Origin of the sequence: Paenibacillus sp. FSL R5-192, assembly GCF_000517845.1 — a bacterium.
Classification (GTDB): domain Bacteria; phylum Bacillota; class Bacilli; order Paenibacillales; family Paenibacillaceae; genus Paenibacillus; species Paenibacillus amylolyticus.
In genome coordinates this window covers 1-15,749 of record NZ_ASPR01000075.1, presented here as the reverse complement: position 1 = coordinate 15,749, position 15,749 = coordinate 1, and the positions used below count along the sequence as shown (strand labels likewise).

The window sequence follows — 15,749 nt, the reverse complement described above, 5'->3', positions numbered from 1 at the left end:
TATGAGATCTTTTCAGTTTTATAATCCGACCCGGCTGATTTTTGGCAAAGGGCAACTTCAAGCACTACAAACCGAAGTTCCAAAATACGGAAAGCGTATTTTGCTTGTATATGGTGGTGGAAGCATCAAACGTAGCGGGCTGTACGATCAGGTAATCAGCCAGTTGAATGAAATCGGAGCAGAGGTTACGGAACTGGCTGGTGTGGAACCGAACCCTCGTCTGTCTACGGTTCATAAGGGTGTAGAACTATGCAGAACACATAACATTGATCTGGTTCTTGCGGTTGGCGGCGGCAGTGTACTAGACTGCGGGAAAGCCATCGCAGTAGGAGCCAAATACGATGGAGACATGTGGGATGTTGTTGTGCGCGAAGCAACCCCGGAAGGCGGACTTCCACTGGGTACAATTCTAACGATGGCAGCGACAGGCTCCGAGATGAACAACGGTTCAGTAATAACCAATCAGGACACGCAGGAAAAATGGGCATGGTTCAGCGAGTATTCTTTCCCAGCGTTCTCCATTCTTGATCCGGAGTACACATACACCGTACCACTGGATCAGACTGTATACGGCATGGTAGACATGATGTCTCATGTGTTTGAACATTATTTCCATCTGGATACGAATACACCGGTTCAGCTTGGATTCTGTGAGACGATTCTTCGTACCGTTATCGATACAGCCCCTCGTCTGATCAAAGATCCGGAAAACTATGAACTGCGTGAAACCATTCTCTACTGCGGAACAATGGCGCTTAACGATGTCCTGAATATGGGGCTTGCCGGAGATTGGGCTTCTCACAATATAGAACATGCCGTTTCGGCTGTGTACGACATTCCGCATGGGGGTGGCCTTGCAATCCTCTTCCCACACTGGATGAAGCATAATCTGGATGTGGATGTAGATCGATTCAAACGTATGGCCATTAATGTATTTGATATTAATCCTACTGGAAAGTCGGACAAACAAGTTGCTGAAGAAGGCATTGAAGCGCTGCGTACATTCTGGACTTCGATTGGTGCCCCTAGCCGTCTGGCGGACTATGACATCGACGACAGTCAGATTGATGTAATGGCTGATAAAGCGATGCGATTTGGTCCGTTCGGATTCTTCAAAAACTTGCAACGTGAAGATGTAGTACAAATTTATCAAGCTGCATTGTAATTGTAAATCTCACAATCACTTTGTATAATGAGTCACATTAAACAAGGACCTTCCTGTAATACATAGGAACGTCCTTGTTTTTTTATTATGACATCATATCTTATGCGCTCCACCGTTTATCTGGACTTCAATATCATGTGATCCCCTTTTCGAATTAATTCTTCGGTTCAACTACGGCTTCATTGACGGGGGTATCCTTTCGTTTCAGATACAACTTGCTTGGACGATGCAAGAGCACGATAAGCAGGGCAAAGAGATGAATCAGGGTGAACAGGTTACTCTCATTTGGAATGGAAACGAATAGCGCCAGACTCAGAAACGTCACGGTGAGCTTGAACTTTCTTTTGGTGATGAATATAACAGCGAGCAGGCTGGGACCGATGATAAACAACATTCTGGCTAAGATTACGCCAGAGGCGTAAGCCAGATCATCTCCTTTACGTAAGAAACCCAGATAGGCCTCCATGTTCTGGTTGAAGTCAATGAGGAACACGATAAAGGACACAATCACGTAGATCAGTTTCACACTCAATAAAATACGCACGACATTTAATAGCGTAGGTAATGCTGTTTTTGCCATATCACTTCTCCTATTCGACATTTAATAAAGTAGGCATTTTCGGATTCAATGCGTTGTCCCTCTTCCTGCACGATATGTATTTCATATATTATACGATGTTGATGTCATATTTTGTATTAACCCAAAGTCTTCATTTTCCAATCGTTTGCAGTGGCCTTTGACCTAGTATAACTGGCGAAACAGCTTACAGATTATTTGATATCGACCGATATAAAGTAGATACATAGAATTTGGACTTCATAATGATGAAAATGAAAATGGATGGTGAATGTAATCATGGTATTTAGCAAGGCAAGAGAACGCATGCGCAACATGTCGTTCAGAGTCAAACTGCCACTTATGATCAGTCTGCTGGTGTGTATCGTACTGGCGGTAACTGCAGTAGTATCCTACACTGTAGCGGCTGTCATCACACTCGACAAAAGCAAAGATGAGATTAAAGCAACCTCGGACCGGGTGGGGGCAGGTTTGTATGCTTCACTAAGTTTGGAAGAACAATCCACCTTTTTGATCACAACACATCGGACCTTCCAGGATTTGCTGGAGATTCGGAATACGGATGGACAGGAAGGGGAGAATTTTTTCTCGGAAAACAATGAACTGCTGGATAAGGCAAGTGGTATTCTCGCGGACAGTCTGGCAGGTATGGAAGGTAACAACAGTCTGATTTTGTTGGATCGGAATGGCATTATTATTGCAGCGAATGATCCGGCAGTTATCAAGGCAGAACGCGGAGATCGGGCATATTTTCAAGAAGCAATTCAGGGTAAAAACGTGATTAGCGAAGGGATTGTAGCCAAGTCCTCAGGACAACTAGGTACGGCTTTTGCCATGCCAATCTACAATGAGAATCAAGAAGTACAGGGAGTGCTCGTATCAGCGGCATCCACCTCGTTCTTCGTTAATCAGCTACAAAATATCAATATTAATGATGAGGGAAAAGTGATCATTCTGGACCGTGTAGGTACGGTCATCTACGATTCAGCGGATGAGAAGTTGGCAGGCCAGAAGATGGAGTCCGGCGAATACCAATCATTGATAGATCTGGCTCCTGGCGCTGAACTACAGCAAGGGGATATTAGCACAGATGAGAAAGTGGCGTATTACTCCAAAATCCCAAGATCGGACTGGACCGTCGTTGTTGAAGATAAACTGAGTGATGTGCAGAAGCCTTTGCGTGCGATGGCAAAACAGATGTATATTGTTCTGTTTAGTGCTATTGCGGTTTCCGTCGTAGCGGGTATTCTGATCTCTTTGCTGGTAACCAGACCAATTACCAGACTAACTGTGTTGTTCAGACAGCTTGCTGACGGCGATCTGACGGTGCAGGCTCAAGGTAAATATAGCGGAGAATTCAAACAATTGGTGGACAGCTTCAATACCATGGCAGCAGGCAATAAACAGCTGATCTCCAGCATGAACCATTCCATCGGCATCCTGAAAACAAGTACATCCGAGCTGGAACAGTCCACTCAGCAAACTTCGACCACGATTGCCGAAACAACGACAACAGCATTTGAGATTTCACGAGCGATGGAGTCCCAGGCGAACGATACGGAAGCCATTGTGGACAAATTCATGAATGTGGGTAACAAGATTGCCAATGTGAATGGAATGTCGCAGGCAGTGAAGTTCAAGGCAGATGAAATTACGGATGCATTCAAAAATAATCATGAAGTTATTGATGCACTCATTGCGGTGAACGGCCAGAACGAGATTGAAGTTGGCAACATCTCCAAAATTACAGTGCAACTCGCCGAAAGCTCCTCGGGCATTCACCAGATTACAGGTACGATTGCCGAAATCGCAAATCAGACGAAATTACTTGCGTTGAATGCTTCGATCGAGGCGGCGAGAGCTGGTGATCAGGGACGTGGCTTCGCAGTCGTTGCTTCTGAGATCCGCAAGCTGGCAGAGCAGACGACAGCTCAATCGGAGGATATCAACCGAATTGTGATGCAGACCATTGATCACGTGGAGCAGAATAACCGAAGTGTTCAGGCTATTGAAGCGATTGCGGAACAGCATAAGAGCAGCGTTAGCCAGACCAAGGAGACATTCAATTTTGTCACCGAGAATATGAATGAGATGATGAGCCAGGTTCAAGCTATTGCCACAGAGATCGAATCCATTGAACGTGATAAGGATGACGTCATTGGGGCGGCACAGAACTTGTCTGCTTCCGGTGAAGAGGTGTCGGCTTCTGTTGAGGAAGTCACAGCAACAATGCAGGAACAGTCCGGCATGACGGAACATTTGACGGATATGGTGCAGAGAATTGATGGACTGACCAAACAACTTGCCGAAGAAGCATCTCGCTTCAAAACAAAATAGGAATACGAAAAGAAACCCGTTTCTCAAAAGAGAACCGGGTTTCTAGAACAAAAAGAGCACCTGTACCCATCTATGGCTACAGGTGCTCTTTGGTGATGTGTTACTCTCCTCGAATGGAAGGCGCATACGCCAGCACTTCCATTTCAATTAAATAAGGGCCTAAACCGCTGAATACGGTAATACGGGCGGGATAGGGTTGTTTAATCATTCGCGCATACACTTCGTTGTATTCGGGTTGATCCTCGACTCGGGCCAGATGAGTGGTTACCTTCACAATATGATCGAGTGTAAGTCCGGCTTCTTGCAGGATCACCTCAATATTACGAATGCACTGCTCCGTCTGCTCCTTAATGCCGCCAATGGGCTCAAGCGTCTGTGGATCGACACCTACCTGACCTGCGACGTAGAGGAAATCTCCTGCGCGGACAGCATGGGAGAAAGGAAGCGGGAACTTGGGTGCTGCACTTGCATGTATGATGGTAGACATCGTAGCGGTCATTCCTTTCCTAATGAATGTGTATGATTGGTGTTAACTGATGCCAGTTCGTAGCCTGCTGATAATGATGAGCGATGGACAACAGGCGGTCTTCTCGCATGAGTGGACCAGCAAGCTGCATGCCGATAGGTAATTGCTTCCCTGAGGTGGTATCAAACCCGATGGGTACGGTGATGGACGGTAGACCCGTATTGGTGAACGGTCCGTTAAAAATCGGGCTCCCCGTCTTGTAGCCGTATGGGGCCACATAGGGTGTTGATGGAGTCAATAACACATCAACTTCATCGAAAAGCATCATCATCTCGCTCCGGAATATCGTTCGGATGCGTTGTGCCTGCAAATAATCAACGGCACTCGTCTGGTAACCGAGTTCAAGCTGCTCCCGCATCGTGTGGCCGTAACGATCAGAGGCTTCCGCGAAGCGTTCCTGATGGAAGGCGGCAGCTTCTGCCCGCATAACCGTACGATGAGCAGCAATGGTCTCTTCCATATAAGAGGGCAGGTCAACTTTCTTCCATTGCATGCCCAGCCTCTCAAGTACAGCGATTGCTGACTCCACTGCTAACAAGATCGCCGGTTCATCGGTTTGGAAGAAGCTGCTCGGTAGCCCGACCATCATTTCTGAAATAGGATGCTCAAGAGCATTTGTTAAATCTGGCTTGCCATGAGGGAGCGTGAAGGGGTCCAGCTCATCTTGTCCGACCATTGTTTCCAGAACGATTGCGTTATCTTGTGCCGATCGAGTGAATGCGCCAATATGATCCAGGCTCCAACTGGCTGTGATGACACCATTACGGCTAACTCTGCCGTAAGTGGGTTTCATACAGGTTAATCCGTTGTAAGCTGCGGGTCTAAGCAGAGATCCAAAGGTCTGTGTCCCGAGTGTGAAGGAAGCCATGCCAGCCGCTACTGCAGCGGCAGAGCCGGAGCTGGAACCGCCTGGGGTATGTTCTAAATTCCATGGGTTGCGGGTTGGCGGTTCTCCTCCCTGAAAGGCGTATTCCGTCGTTGTTGTCTTGCCGAGCAGGATAGCACCTGCAGCTTGCAACTTATTAATTACAGTTGCATTCGTTCCAGGTACGAAGTCTGGAAAGGTACTTGATCCAGCCGAGGTGCGTATGCCAGCGGTATGGATAATGTCTTTGGCTCCATAGGGAATGCCATGCAGAGGACCGAGATATTCGCCATTCATCAGTTTTTGTTCAGACTCTCTTGCGGCCTGCAAAGCCTGTTCGGCGGTGACTGTAACGAAGGCTTGCACAGCATGCTCTACTTTCTCAATGCGATTCAAATAGGATTTTGTAAGCTCGACAGGAGATATCAACTTATTTTTAATCAGTGTTGCGGCTTCAGCAATCGTCAGCTCGTTAAGTGGTTTCGTAATCATCGCAGAGGCACGCTCCTATGCGGGGGATTGGGCCCTACTTCTTCTGGCAACTTGAAGTTTCGAATCAGCTCCAAGTCTGCTGTAAATAGGGCAAGCTCCTCGCTTGTAATAACTCCGTCCGCATATTTGGCGCTTTCTGTACGGCGGTGTGTGAGATAGTCGTCCTGGTTCAGAGTAATCACCCTTTCTCTCTCTATTTGGTGGTGAAGCTTGAATCGATAATCTCCTCGTAAGCGAGGTCTTCCTTCAGATTGCCGATGAAGCGTTGCATGTCGATTGCGGTCTCGAAGGCTGATTCATTGATGAGCCCCTCCGCAGGATATACCTTGCTGTCGATCATGCGTTGTACCGCTTGCTCCACGACGTTTTTGTCCAGATTCGGAAATTCCTTCACGGCAACTGCTTTTGCGCCTTCAGGATTCGATTGAATGTAGTCCAGAGCTTGCTCAATAGAGGTGACAAAGCGCTGGGTGAGATCAGGATTCTTTTCAATGAAGCTTGCAGTTGTATTCATGGTTGCAAAGGCAAAGTCAGGATAATCCTTCGTAAAATCATGGACAATATGCAGTCCCTCAGCAATGCCTTGATCCAGCTGCGGCTCGTAAACGATGGCAATGTCGGCTTTGCCGGCTAATACAGCACCAAGCTCGGAGCCATTCTGAACCTCAGTGATCGTCACATCCTTGTCGATATCGATGTTATTGTCAGCGAATAGTTTCCGCAGTAAGCTGTTCGAGCTTGTAGGTGCCAAGCCCACAACGATGGTTTTACCTTTGAAATCCGCTGTCGAGTTCACGGTTACTCCTTCTCGCGCAACTGCCCATACTGGAGCACTGCCGGATAGAAGGACCAGTGAGCGAGCATCTCCGCCCTTTGCATTAGCAAATGCGACATGCTCAGGACCGTGGAAGGAGAATGCAGACTCGCCTGAGATCACCGAAGACAATGCTGTTGGGCCACTTCCGGCAGCACGGATGGAAGATAGCTCAATGCGATTCTCCTCTAGAAAACCTTGGTTGTTCGCTACATACAAGGGAAGGTAGAGCAGGTTGTGATACACCTCGGAGACCATAATTTTGTCTACCTGCGTATTTGCTTGCCCCCCGCTATCAGATGCACCTGCGCCACTCGCAGGAGTTGTGGCATTGCTGCCGCATGCACTGAGCAGTGAAGTCAATATAACCGTCATGGTTGCTAGAAAAGCTATCTTTTTGAATGTACGCATTAGTCATCAGTCCCCTTTAATCGTTGTAGGTCAGCTATACAGATGTGGATTTGCTGCTGGTCTTGTTGTCATTCCATGGAAGGAGACGGGATTCGATATAACCGACACAGGTGTAGAGGAGCATGGCGACCAGCATAAGCATGAACACGCCGACCCATACGGCCGGAAGGTTGAACAGGTTACCTTCGACGAATACCATGTGTCCAAGTCCTTTGTCAGAAGAGATGAATTCTCCACCTACGACAGACACCAATGCCAAACCGATATTGATCCGGAAGGCCGAGATGATCCATGGCAGAGAGGAAGGAACGATAATTTTGCGGAAAATTTGTGATTTCTTCGCACCGAAGGATTTCATCAGATTAATCTGGGATTCGTCGATTTGATGAGTCGCTTGGTAGGCGGATAATAGCGCTACGATAAATGTTGCTACGGAGGCCAGAGCAATCTTGGAGACGATGCCTGAACCAAACCAGATGATAATCATGGGAGCAAGTGCGATCTTCGGAATACCGTTCATCGCTACAATGAATGGATCGAGCACACGGGCAACGGACTTGGAATACCACATGAGTAGTCCTGCCAATGAGCCAATTAAGCTTCCGGCTACAAAGCCGATAACGGTGGCATTTACCGTTGCAAACGCGTCTGTAAGCAGTTGTCCTGAGCTAGCCATGGTGATGGCGGCATCAAGAATGGCGCTTGGTGATCCCATGAGGAATCCGTTAACGAGTTTCAAGCGAACAGCGGATTCCCAGATCACCAGGATGACCGCTACAATAATGAACCGCCACAGCATCGTCATCAGCCATTCTTTGGAGAAGGTGGACTGTCTGCGTTTGCTCTTGCTCTTCGTAACTCCAGCAGGCTTTCCGGCAAGGGTAATTTCAGGTGATGTGCTCTTCATTAGCTGATCCTCCCCATTTGGATATCAAGCTCTGACCAGATCGATTCAAAATATTGTTTGAACTTCTGGTCGGAGCGGGCTTTCAGTGCTGAGCCATATTGCGAGGCGAGACCAATGTCATACACCTGCTTCACAGTTGTTGGTCGTTTACTCATAACGGCAATACGGTCGGAGATGGCGATGGCCTCCTCAATGTCATGCGTGATCAGAACGCCTGTCTTGCCCTCGGATTTGAGAATGGACAAGATTTCATCTTCCAGAATGAGTCGGGTCTGATAATCAAGTGCGGAGAAGGGTTCGTCCAGTAATATAATATCGGGCTGGGTAACGAGGGTACGTATGAGGGCTACACGTTGGCGCATACCGCCTGATAGTGTGGAGGGATAGGCTTCTGCGAATGAGGCCAGGCCATAACGATCCAGATAATCCATGGCAATATCGCCGCGATCCTTTTTGGACATGCCCTTCACTTCCAAGCCTAACGTGACATTATCCAGGATGCTTCTCCAAGGAAGCAGCAGATCCTTCTGCATCATATAGCCGACATGCCCGGTGGTCTGATCGATCTCTTCGCCACAGACAATAACCTTGCCATTTGTTGGCTTAAGCAGACCTGCGATAATATTGAAAATCGTACTTTTGCCACACCCGCTCGGTCCCACGATACTGAAGAACTCCTGTTTCTTGATTTGCATCGAAACCTCAGCCAGGACCTGAATATCTTCTCCAGTTGCACTGACAAATGATTTGGATACGCCTTGTATCTGTATAGCCATGATAGGTAGCCCCTTTCCTACAGCCTGATGTTTTTTCGTTTCTTGATGTAATTTGATGTTAATTAACATGACATTAATGAATATATTCCTAATCATATAGACTGTTTGCATAATTGTCATTAGTTACTCTGAACATAAAAATAGAATTAAATCAGTTAAAATGCACAAATGAAGATTGAACATGAATTAAATATGAAAAGAAAAATTAAAGAACGTGTCATTAAACATGACACGTTCTCGATTTAAGACGTATGATTAGTTTCACTAGGGGCTGGATTAACATTCAAAAGGGACTCAAGTGCGAAGGCAAGTCGAAAGCGCAGGCTCTCCATCGGGTCCTTAATGTTCCTGCCGGTTAGTTTCTCGCATTTCTCCAACCTATAGATCACTGTATTGCGATGTACGAACAGCTCTTTGGCTGTATCAACGATCTGGCAATGATTCTCATAGAAGGAGGACAAGGTTTTCATCAGCTCGTTACGCTCGTTTGGATCTCGGTCGTTGAAGGGCTTAAAGGTTTCTTGATGGAACTGCAGCATCTCATCGTGGGGGATCATGCGCAGCAGACGGCTTATATCCATGGTTTGATAGGAATGAGCGAAGCGTGTCTTTCGCATCTGATAACCGGATTGGAGCGCCTTGACTGCTTCTTTATAGGAGAGTCCAATATCCAATACATTGGTGTAGGAATTACCTATGCCGAAGGATAGGCTGAGCTGCGACTCTGTATACAGATTGCTCGCCATCCGCTCAAGCTGCTGAACAACGGTGTGTTCGTCCCAAGACGATTCAGCCAAAAAAACGAGTATGCCGAACTGGTCGTTCTTAGTGAACATGACAAAGGAGAGATCCAATCTGGCGAATTCCTGTTTAATCAGCTCATAATTAGCGTCTCGTTCCGAGATTAATCGCTCTTCCCCGGAGGAAGTAGAGTTCTGTTTAGGTATGCCCGCTAAGGATTCATCCTTTTTGGCAATGATCAGAACGGAACTTCCTTTGGCTTGCAGCCCATATTTCTTGCCGCGATGCAGCGCTTCTTGTTCCGAACGAATGAAACCCTGAATGAGATCGGAGAAATATTCATTTTTGTAACGGCGGGAACGCTCTTTGACGGCTTGCTTCTTGGTTAACTCCAGGCCGATCACATTGACGGCTTGCTCCAGTGCCAGAGTGGAGAGCTTAGAGCTTGCGGAACTGTCATATAGTGCGATTAAATAGCCCTCGTGCCGATCCGTGAAGATGGGATGAAGCTCGGCGTGTCGATATTTATCAGCAGTAAGCAGACAGATCGAGATTGCGGTGTGGAAGGAAGGGTGCTCATCAATAAATGTCAGTATGGGCGCGGCAAGGGACTGGTGATCCATCTGTTGTGCATAATGGGAGCCTGCCGTAATCTGCTTCTTCGAACCAAGCAGAAGTACAGGTGAGGATAGCAAGTGAGACAATGTATCTACGATTGATGGTATGCCTTTTCCCTGCATCACCATCGTGGAAAATTGCTTGTGAATAGATAAGGCGTAGTGTAGCTCATGGGTTTTGTTCTGAAGGATGGCACTGATCGAATGTTGAAATATTTCACCGAGTGTATTGTCTATCTCAGACAGTTCGATGATCGGGAAGCCCAGTCTGTCGGCTGTCTCAAGCAGTTGCGGAGATAATTCAAGAGAGAAACGCTGTGTCTTGACAGCAAGCGCTGCACAACCAATTGCATGCATGTCTGTAATGAATGCAAGATGAGCATCAGGGCGGTCTTTCAGGATATAACCGTTGGTCAGCAGCATATCCCCCGGCTTCAGGAATTGGACAATATCTGGCGCGTCCATAATATTAATCGATTGCACCAAGCGATCAAGGCCACGATGTCCGGTAATAACCTTTGCTTTGGAGAGAATGGGGATAGTCAATAACTGTTGCAGATCCATCTTCAACCCACTCGCTTTCATAATGATATGTTATAAAATCTAACATTAAGTGAGGTGGGCGTAAAGAAGTGTTTGGATAAAGAGGCTAAAAGATAGTAAACATATTTCTCATAAATATAAAAAAATTCCAAATAAGATGGTTTTACATCAGCAATCTTTTCAAATATTTTTTATAACACTATTTGCTGGGTGAGTATGATGATAGGACAGGAATACACATTAAATCAATACAGTATGTACATAGAGTTTTTACCTAAAATCAAGGAAGCATTTTTGACTTTCATTATATTTGATACTGTAGGCCAAATATACAGGGAGAAGTGGGAGAAGAAAAGATTAAAAAAACTCACAGAGATTTATTATTCATTAGGTGTTGTTTTAAATTTGATGAGAGATTGGAGAACTGCAAACAGTAACAATCCCTTTATAAAGATAACCAAGGTGAACGTTGATTTACATTACCTAACAAATGATATTGCCAGTGAGAGAGCTTACAATAATGTTTTTACGTAGAATTGAATCTAATTCACTATCAGTAGACGATGTCATCATAGTTTTATAAAGATTAAAAATGGAGTTAAATGGATCTGAGGATTTCAAAAATAAAATTGATCTTGTTACAATTTCATCAAGCATTAGCAGCAAATACCCGACCTGGTCCTTATACAATTACAGTAACGTCAACGTTTGACAGGACTAAGTCCGATAGTGCAACGATTACAGTGACTTCAGCACCTGTATTGAACAGTGTGACAGTCAGTCCATCCAGTGAGAGTGTGGTGCAGGGCAATACGGAACAGTTAACAGCTAACGTGAATGTCAGCGGTGAAGCAGTCCAAACCGTTACGTGGACCAGTAGTAACACGAACAACAATGTTACTGTAGATGCGAATGGGTTGGTGAGTGTAGCAGCAAATACTCCACCTGGTCCTTATACGATCACCGCGATCTCAACGGCCAACGGCAGTAAGTCGGGCAACGCTACAATTAACGTAGTTACTAAAATAGAATAATACACTGTAACGATAAACAATTTGGTAGGTGGCATGATTATTGCTACCCCAACAATCTCCCCAACCGGTAACTTAATTATGAGCAAGCTTCAGCCAAGAAATTAATCATCACGAATGCCGGGGCGGTTGATACCACCCTATAGATAGCTCATTATAAGAACGCAAATTTGAGTACAAGGCTCGCTTAATTCAGAAAAAAATAGTGCTGAGTAAAAGAACATAAGTAATAAGTATAACTCGTGAACTAGTGTAAACCGATATAATAAGATAGCATTAAGAAAAAGGCGGATGGTTGAAGCTTATACCTTAATTCAAATTCGCTTTAAGGAAGAGTAACTGGAGGGGAGGCACAGACTAATCTATTCTATTGAGTAAATAAATAGCTTTATATTTGAACTGGAGGAAGTATATGTTTTATAGAAAAGTGATTCAAAAAGTAAGCACATTCATATTAGCAACCAGTTTGGTATCCGTCTTGAGTGGGGTAGCATATGGTCAGAAAACCAATTTAGATATTGAAGGACATTGGGCCGAGTATACCCTTAGCAAATGGCTCTCAGAAGGGTTGATTAAAGGATATTCCGACCAAACACTTAAACCCAACGATGTAATTACACGTGGAGAATTTATGGCATTGGTTAATCGTCAGTTTGATTTTAATGAGGTAGAAGAACTACATTTCACTGACTTGTCGTCTTCAAATTGGAGCTATCTAGAAGTGCAAAAAGCGGTAAAAGCAGGTTACATACAAGGTTATAAAGATCAAACTATACGTACTTCTAAACCGATAAGCCGTCAAGAAGCTGCAGTTATTGTAGCAGACTTACTGAAATTACCTAGTAATGAAAAAGCAGCTTTAGCATTTAAGGATTCTTCAGAGTTTACATATTGGAGTAAGGGTGCCATAGGTGCTACATTCTCAAAATATATCATTACTGGTTATACAAATGGTTCATTCAAACCGGCATCTCCAATTACGCGAGCTGAGGCAGTTGTGATGTTGGATAAAGCGATAAGCTTGATTCAAGAACAAGAACAAGAACAAGAACAAGAGACAGAAAGTGAAGATAAAGATAATATACCTTCACCATCTATACCTACTGCGAGTTTAAATTCAGATTCAAACACTACATCTAATGGATCCGGTTCACCTTCGATTACTACTGGAGTGAAGACCTCCACATTAATCGCCACTGAAGGAGTCAAAGCCGTTCAAGGTATATCTCAAGTTGCCACTCTGACAATAACAAGTGGTGCAGATACGGCAGGTTCATTGCGTGCCACATTTACGGATGGAGTCAATCCAGTGACCGTTTACGTAGAGCTTGATGGAACTGAATTGGATACTGAGGTAGCTGCTAAAATCGTACAAGCGTTTGATAATGCACTAACAGGATGGAATGTGGATGCTGAGCGTGCAAACATTTATTTTACATCATTAAATCCAGCTGTTAACAACGATCATGTTAAAGCCACCGTTGAAAGCATTATGACAGGTGTGGTTTCGAGTGGAAGTGTCATAACTGTCCCAGGTAGTATTTATAACAATGTAGGTACGGCTCAGGTAGCAACACTAGTGATAGAGAACGGTGCAACGGCTCCGGGTTCATATTATGTTTATTTTACAGATGGAGGAGTGCCAGTTCAAAAAAATATCTACATCTTGGGAACAGAAACAGCGGCTGAAGTAGCATCTAAAATAGCAGTCGCGTATGGAACATCCGTAGCGGGTTGGGGTGCAGAAGCTGATGGGAGTCGAGTACATTTCACATCGCAAACGCCAGGTACTAATAACGAAAATGTTCGAATATACGCTTTGGAAGCATCAGGAGTAGGGGCACCTTCAAGTACACTTGAAGTTCCAGGAAATCCTGCGACCAACACATCCCAAGTGATTACGCTGCGTCTTCCCAATTCAGAGAGTGATCATGGGCCGATAGGCATCAAATTCACGGATGGAATCTCCTCGTGGACAGCCTATGTGTCTATGATGGGAAGTCCTGAAACAGGAAGTGATCTTGCTGACAAGATAGTATCCGCATTCGGGAGCACGATTCCGAATTGGATCGTTTCGTCAAGGGGCTCAGAAGTGATTTTTACAGCCAAGTTTCCGGCAGAGAATAACATAAAGGCTATGGCGAGACTTTCGGGATTAAACACAGGGATTGGTATGCCAGATAGTTCGATTACATCTGTAGGAACAGCACCGTTACAGGGTACAGCACAAATAGCAACACTAGTGATAGAGAACGGTGCAACGGCTCCGGGTTCATATTATGTTTATTTTACAGATGGAGGAGTGCCAGTTCAAAAAAATATCTACATCTTGGGAACAGAAACAGCGGCTGAAGTAGCATCTAAAATAGCAGCCGCATTTGGAACATCTGTAGCTGGTTGGGGTGCAGAAGCTGATGGGAGTCGAATACATTTCAAATCGCAAACGCCAGGTACTAATAATGAAAATGTTCGAATATACGCTTTGGAAGCATCAGGAGTAGGGGCGCCTTCAAGTACACTTGAAGTTCCAGGAAATCTTACGACTAACACATCCCAAGTGATTACGCTGCGTCTTCCCAATTCAGAAAGTGATCATGGGCCGATAGGCGTCAAATTTACGGATGGAGTCTCCTCGTGGACAGCCTATGTGTCTATGATGGGAAGTCCTGAAACAGGAAGTGATCTTGCTAACAAGATAGCAGCAGCATTCGGGAGCATGATTCCGAATTGGATCGTTTCGTCACGGGGCTCAGATGTAATTTTTACAGCCGAGTTTCCGGCAGAGAATAACATAAAAGCTATGGCGAGACTTTCGGGATTAAACACAGGAATTGGCATGCCAGATAGTACAATAACAACCGTAGGAGCTCCATACCCTACTGGCGAAGCACAAGTGGCTACCTTAGTGATAGATTCAGGGGCTACAGCTGCCGGAACGATTACTGCTACATTTACAGACGGTAGCACAACCATTCTTAAAGATATTGAATTAATAGGTACAGAAACTGCTGCCGAAGTAGCAACGAAGATAGCTTGGGCATTTAACACGTCTTTAGTTGATTGGAACGCTACGTCAAATGATAGAAATGTTATATTTACAGCCCGAGCACCTTCGGCTAACAATCCTAAACTATCCGTGGCAATCGTGGAAGCGACAACAGGTATTGGATTGGTATCAAGCTCGATTACTACACCAGGATCGGAGACCTTTGCAGGAGTAAAGCAAGCTATAAGTTTAAAAATTGATTCTGGCCCCAGCGCGCCAGGGATTATTAGAGTTGTATTTCGAGACGGTACGAATGAAGTTTCCAAACGTTTAAGATTGTCAGGAACAGAGACATTAAATGGACTGGCTGAGAAAATTGGTTCTGCATTTGAGAATTCGATGGCCGGGTGGAATGTCACCACGATGGATCATAATGTCATTTTTACAGCAAGTACGCCAGAAGATAACAATTCTAATGTAAGTATAGTTGTCTATCAGGAGTAAATGAATAAACAAAAAAAACATGTCATACATGGTCATACCCCTGTCAAGTAGACAGATGAAAAAAGCTATGCTGCCAGCGCGCATCGATATTCAATCGGTTCGCGCTGTTTGAGTTTGGCTTGAAATCGTCGGTAGTTGTAATTGTACATGTAATCTTCCACGGCTTGTCGAATCTCTGCTTCTGAATTACACTGGTTAAGGTACAGCTTCTCTGTCTTGAGATGTGAAAAGAAGGATTCGATGCATGCGTTATCCAGGCAGGTTGCTTTGCGAGAGTGGCTGCCCTTGACGCCAAATTCTTCTAATCGTGTGTTGTACGCCTGAGACGTATACTGGAAGCCCTGATCCAAATGGAGCACGGCTTCCGAAACGTCTCTTCTTTGTGTCCATTGTTCTACCGTATCCAATACGAGCTGAACATCGTTCCGTTTAGACAACTGCCAAGCTACAATTTCGT

At 45.1% G+C, this 15,749-nt stretch carries 14 protein-coding genes; 5 read left to right on the top strand and 9 right to left on the bottom strand.

Annotated elements, in window-relative coordinates; genetic code table 11:
* The first annotated feature begins 1 nt into the window (after position 1).
* On the top strand, positions 2-1,165 hold the full coding sequence (locus tag C161_RS27810) for an iron-containing alcohol dehydrogenase (RefSeq protein ID WP_036674351.1): 1,164 nt from the start codon (positions 2-4) through the stop codon (positions 1,163-1,165).
* A 154-nt stretch (positions 1,166-1,319) separates the two neighbouring features.
* On the opposite strand, the gene C161_RS27805 is transcribed toward C161_RS27810, so the two are convergent.
* A complete protein-coding gene (locus C161_RS27805; protein WP_036674350.1) occupies positions 1,320-1,745 on the bottom strand; it encodes a hypothetical protein in 426 nt (141 codons plus the stop codon).
* A gap of 261 nt (positions 1,746-2,006) precedes the next feature.
* Here C161_RS27805 and C161_RS27800 point away from each other — a divergent pair, with 261 nt between their 5' ends.
* Entirely contained in the window at positions 2,007-4,079 is a 2,073-nt protein-coding gene (locus tag C161_RS27800) for a methyl-accepting chemotaxis protein (RefSeq protein WP_084650502.1), read from the top strand.
* Positions 4,080-4,179: 100 nt separating this feature from the next.
* On the opposite strand, the gene C161_RS27795 is transcribed toward C161_RS27800, so the two are convergent.
* The 7 genes from C161_RS27795 to C161_RS27765 all read right to left on the bottom strand — a co-directional run bounded on the left by C161_RS27795 (position 4,180) and on the right by C161_RS27765 (position 10,813).
* Positions 4,180-4,566, bottom strand: coding sequence for a RidA family protein (locus C161_RS27795; protein WP_047843941.1), 387 nt, complete (start codon positions 4,564-4,566; stop codon positions 4,180-4,182).
* Between the two features lie 19 nt (positions 4,567-4,585).
* Complete coding sequence (locus tag C161_RS27790) at positions 4,586-5,962, bottom strand: amidase (RefSeq protein WP_036674349.1); 1,377 nt, start codon at positions 5,960-5,962, stop codon at positions 4,586-4,588.
* The gene (locus C161_RS27785; RefSeq protein ID WP_036674348.1) at positions 5,959-6,144 is read right to left on the bottom strand and encodes a hypothetical protein; all 186 of its coding nucleotides are present in this window, start codon (positions 6,142-6,144) and stop codon (positions 5,959-5,961) included. Before C161_RS27785 ends, C161_RS27790 begins: the two co-directional genes overlap by 4 nt.
* A gap of 11 nt (positions 6,145-6,155) precedes the next feature.
* Positions 6,156-7,187 carry an ABC transporter substrate-binding protein gene (locus tag C161_RS27780; RefSeq protein ID WP_036617262.1) on the bottom strand — a complete coding sequence of 344 codons (1,032 nt, stop codon included), beginning with the start codon at positions 7,185-7,187 and terminating at the stop codon, positions 6,156-6,158.
* A 34-nt stretch (positions 7,188-7,221) separates the two neighbouring features.
* Positions 7,222-8,094: an ABC transporter permease gene (locus tag C161_RS27775; RefSeq protein ID WP_036674346.1), complete on the bottom strand. Its 873-nt coding sequence runs from the start codon at positions 8,092-8,094 to the stop codon at positions 7,222-7,224.
* Positions 8,094-8,870, bottom strand: a complete 777-nt coding sequence (locus tag C161_RS27770; protein WP_036617567.1) for an ABC transporter ATP-binding protein — start codon at positions 8,868-8,870, stop codon at positions 8,094-8,096. The genes C161_RS27775 and C161_RS27770 overlap by 1 nt, the downstream gene beginning before the upstream one ends.
* Positions 8,871-9,112: 242 nt before the next feature.
* Positions 9,113-10,813: a PucR family transcriptional regulator gene (locus C161_RS27765; RefSeq protein WP_084650501.1), complete on the bottom strand. Its 1,701-nt coding sequence runs from the start codon at positions 10,811-10,813 to the stop codon at positions 9,113-9,115.
* 168 nt (positions 10,814-10,981) lie between these two features.
* Between C161_RS27765 and C161_RS27760 the strand changes: the two genes are divergently transcribed.
* The 3 genes from C161_RS27760 to C161_RS31780 all read left to right on the top strand — a co-directional run bounded on the left by C161_RS27760 (position 10,982) and on the right by C161_RS31780 (position 15,292).
* Positions 10,982-11,305, top strand: a complete 324-nt coding sequence (locus C161_RS27760; protein WP_235193965.1) for a hypothetical protein — start codon at positions 10,982-10,984, stop codon at positions 11,303-11,305.
* A 101-nt stretch (positions 11,306-11,406) separates the two neighbouring features.
* A complete protein-coding gene (locus C161_RS31785; protein WP_180361830.1) occupies positions 11,407-11,805 on the top strand; it encodes an Ig-like domain-containing protein in 399 nt (132 codons plus the stop codon).
* 409 nt (positions 11,806-12,214) lie between these two features.
* Positions 12,215-15,292 (top strand): S-layer homology domain-containing protein, encoded by a 3,078-nt coding sequence (locus tag C161_RS31780; protein ID WP_051449993.1) that lies wholly within the window; start codon positions 12,215-12,217, stop codon positions 15,290-15,292.
* A 65-nt stretch (positions 15,293-15,357) separates the two neighbouring features.
* Here C161_RS31780 and C161_RS27745 read toward each other — a convergent pair.
* On the bottom strand, positions 15,358-15,749 hold a 392-nt coding region (locus C161_RS27745; RefSeq protein WP_036674341.1), incomplete at its 5' end, for an IS3 family transposase.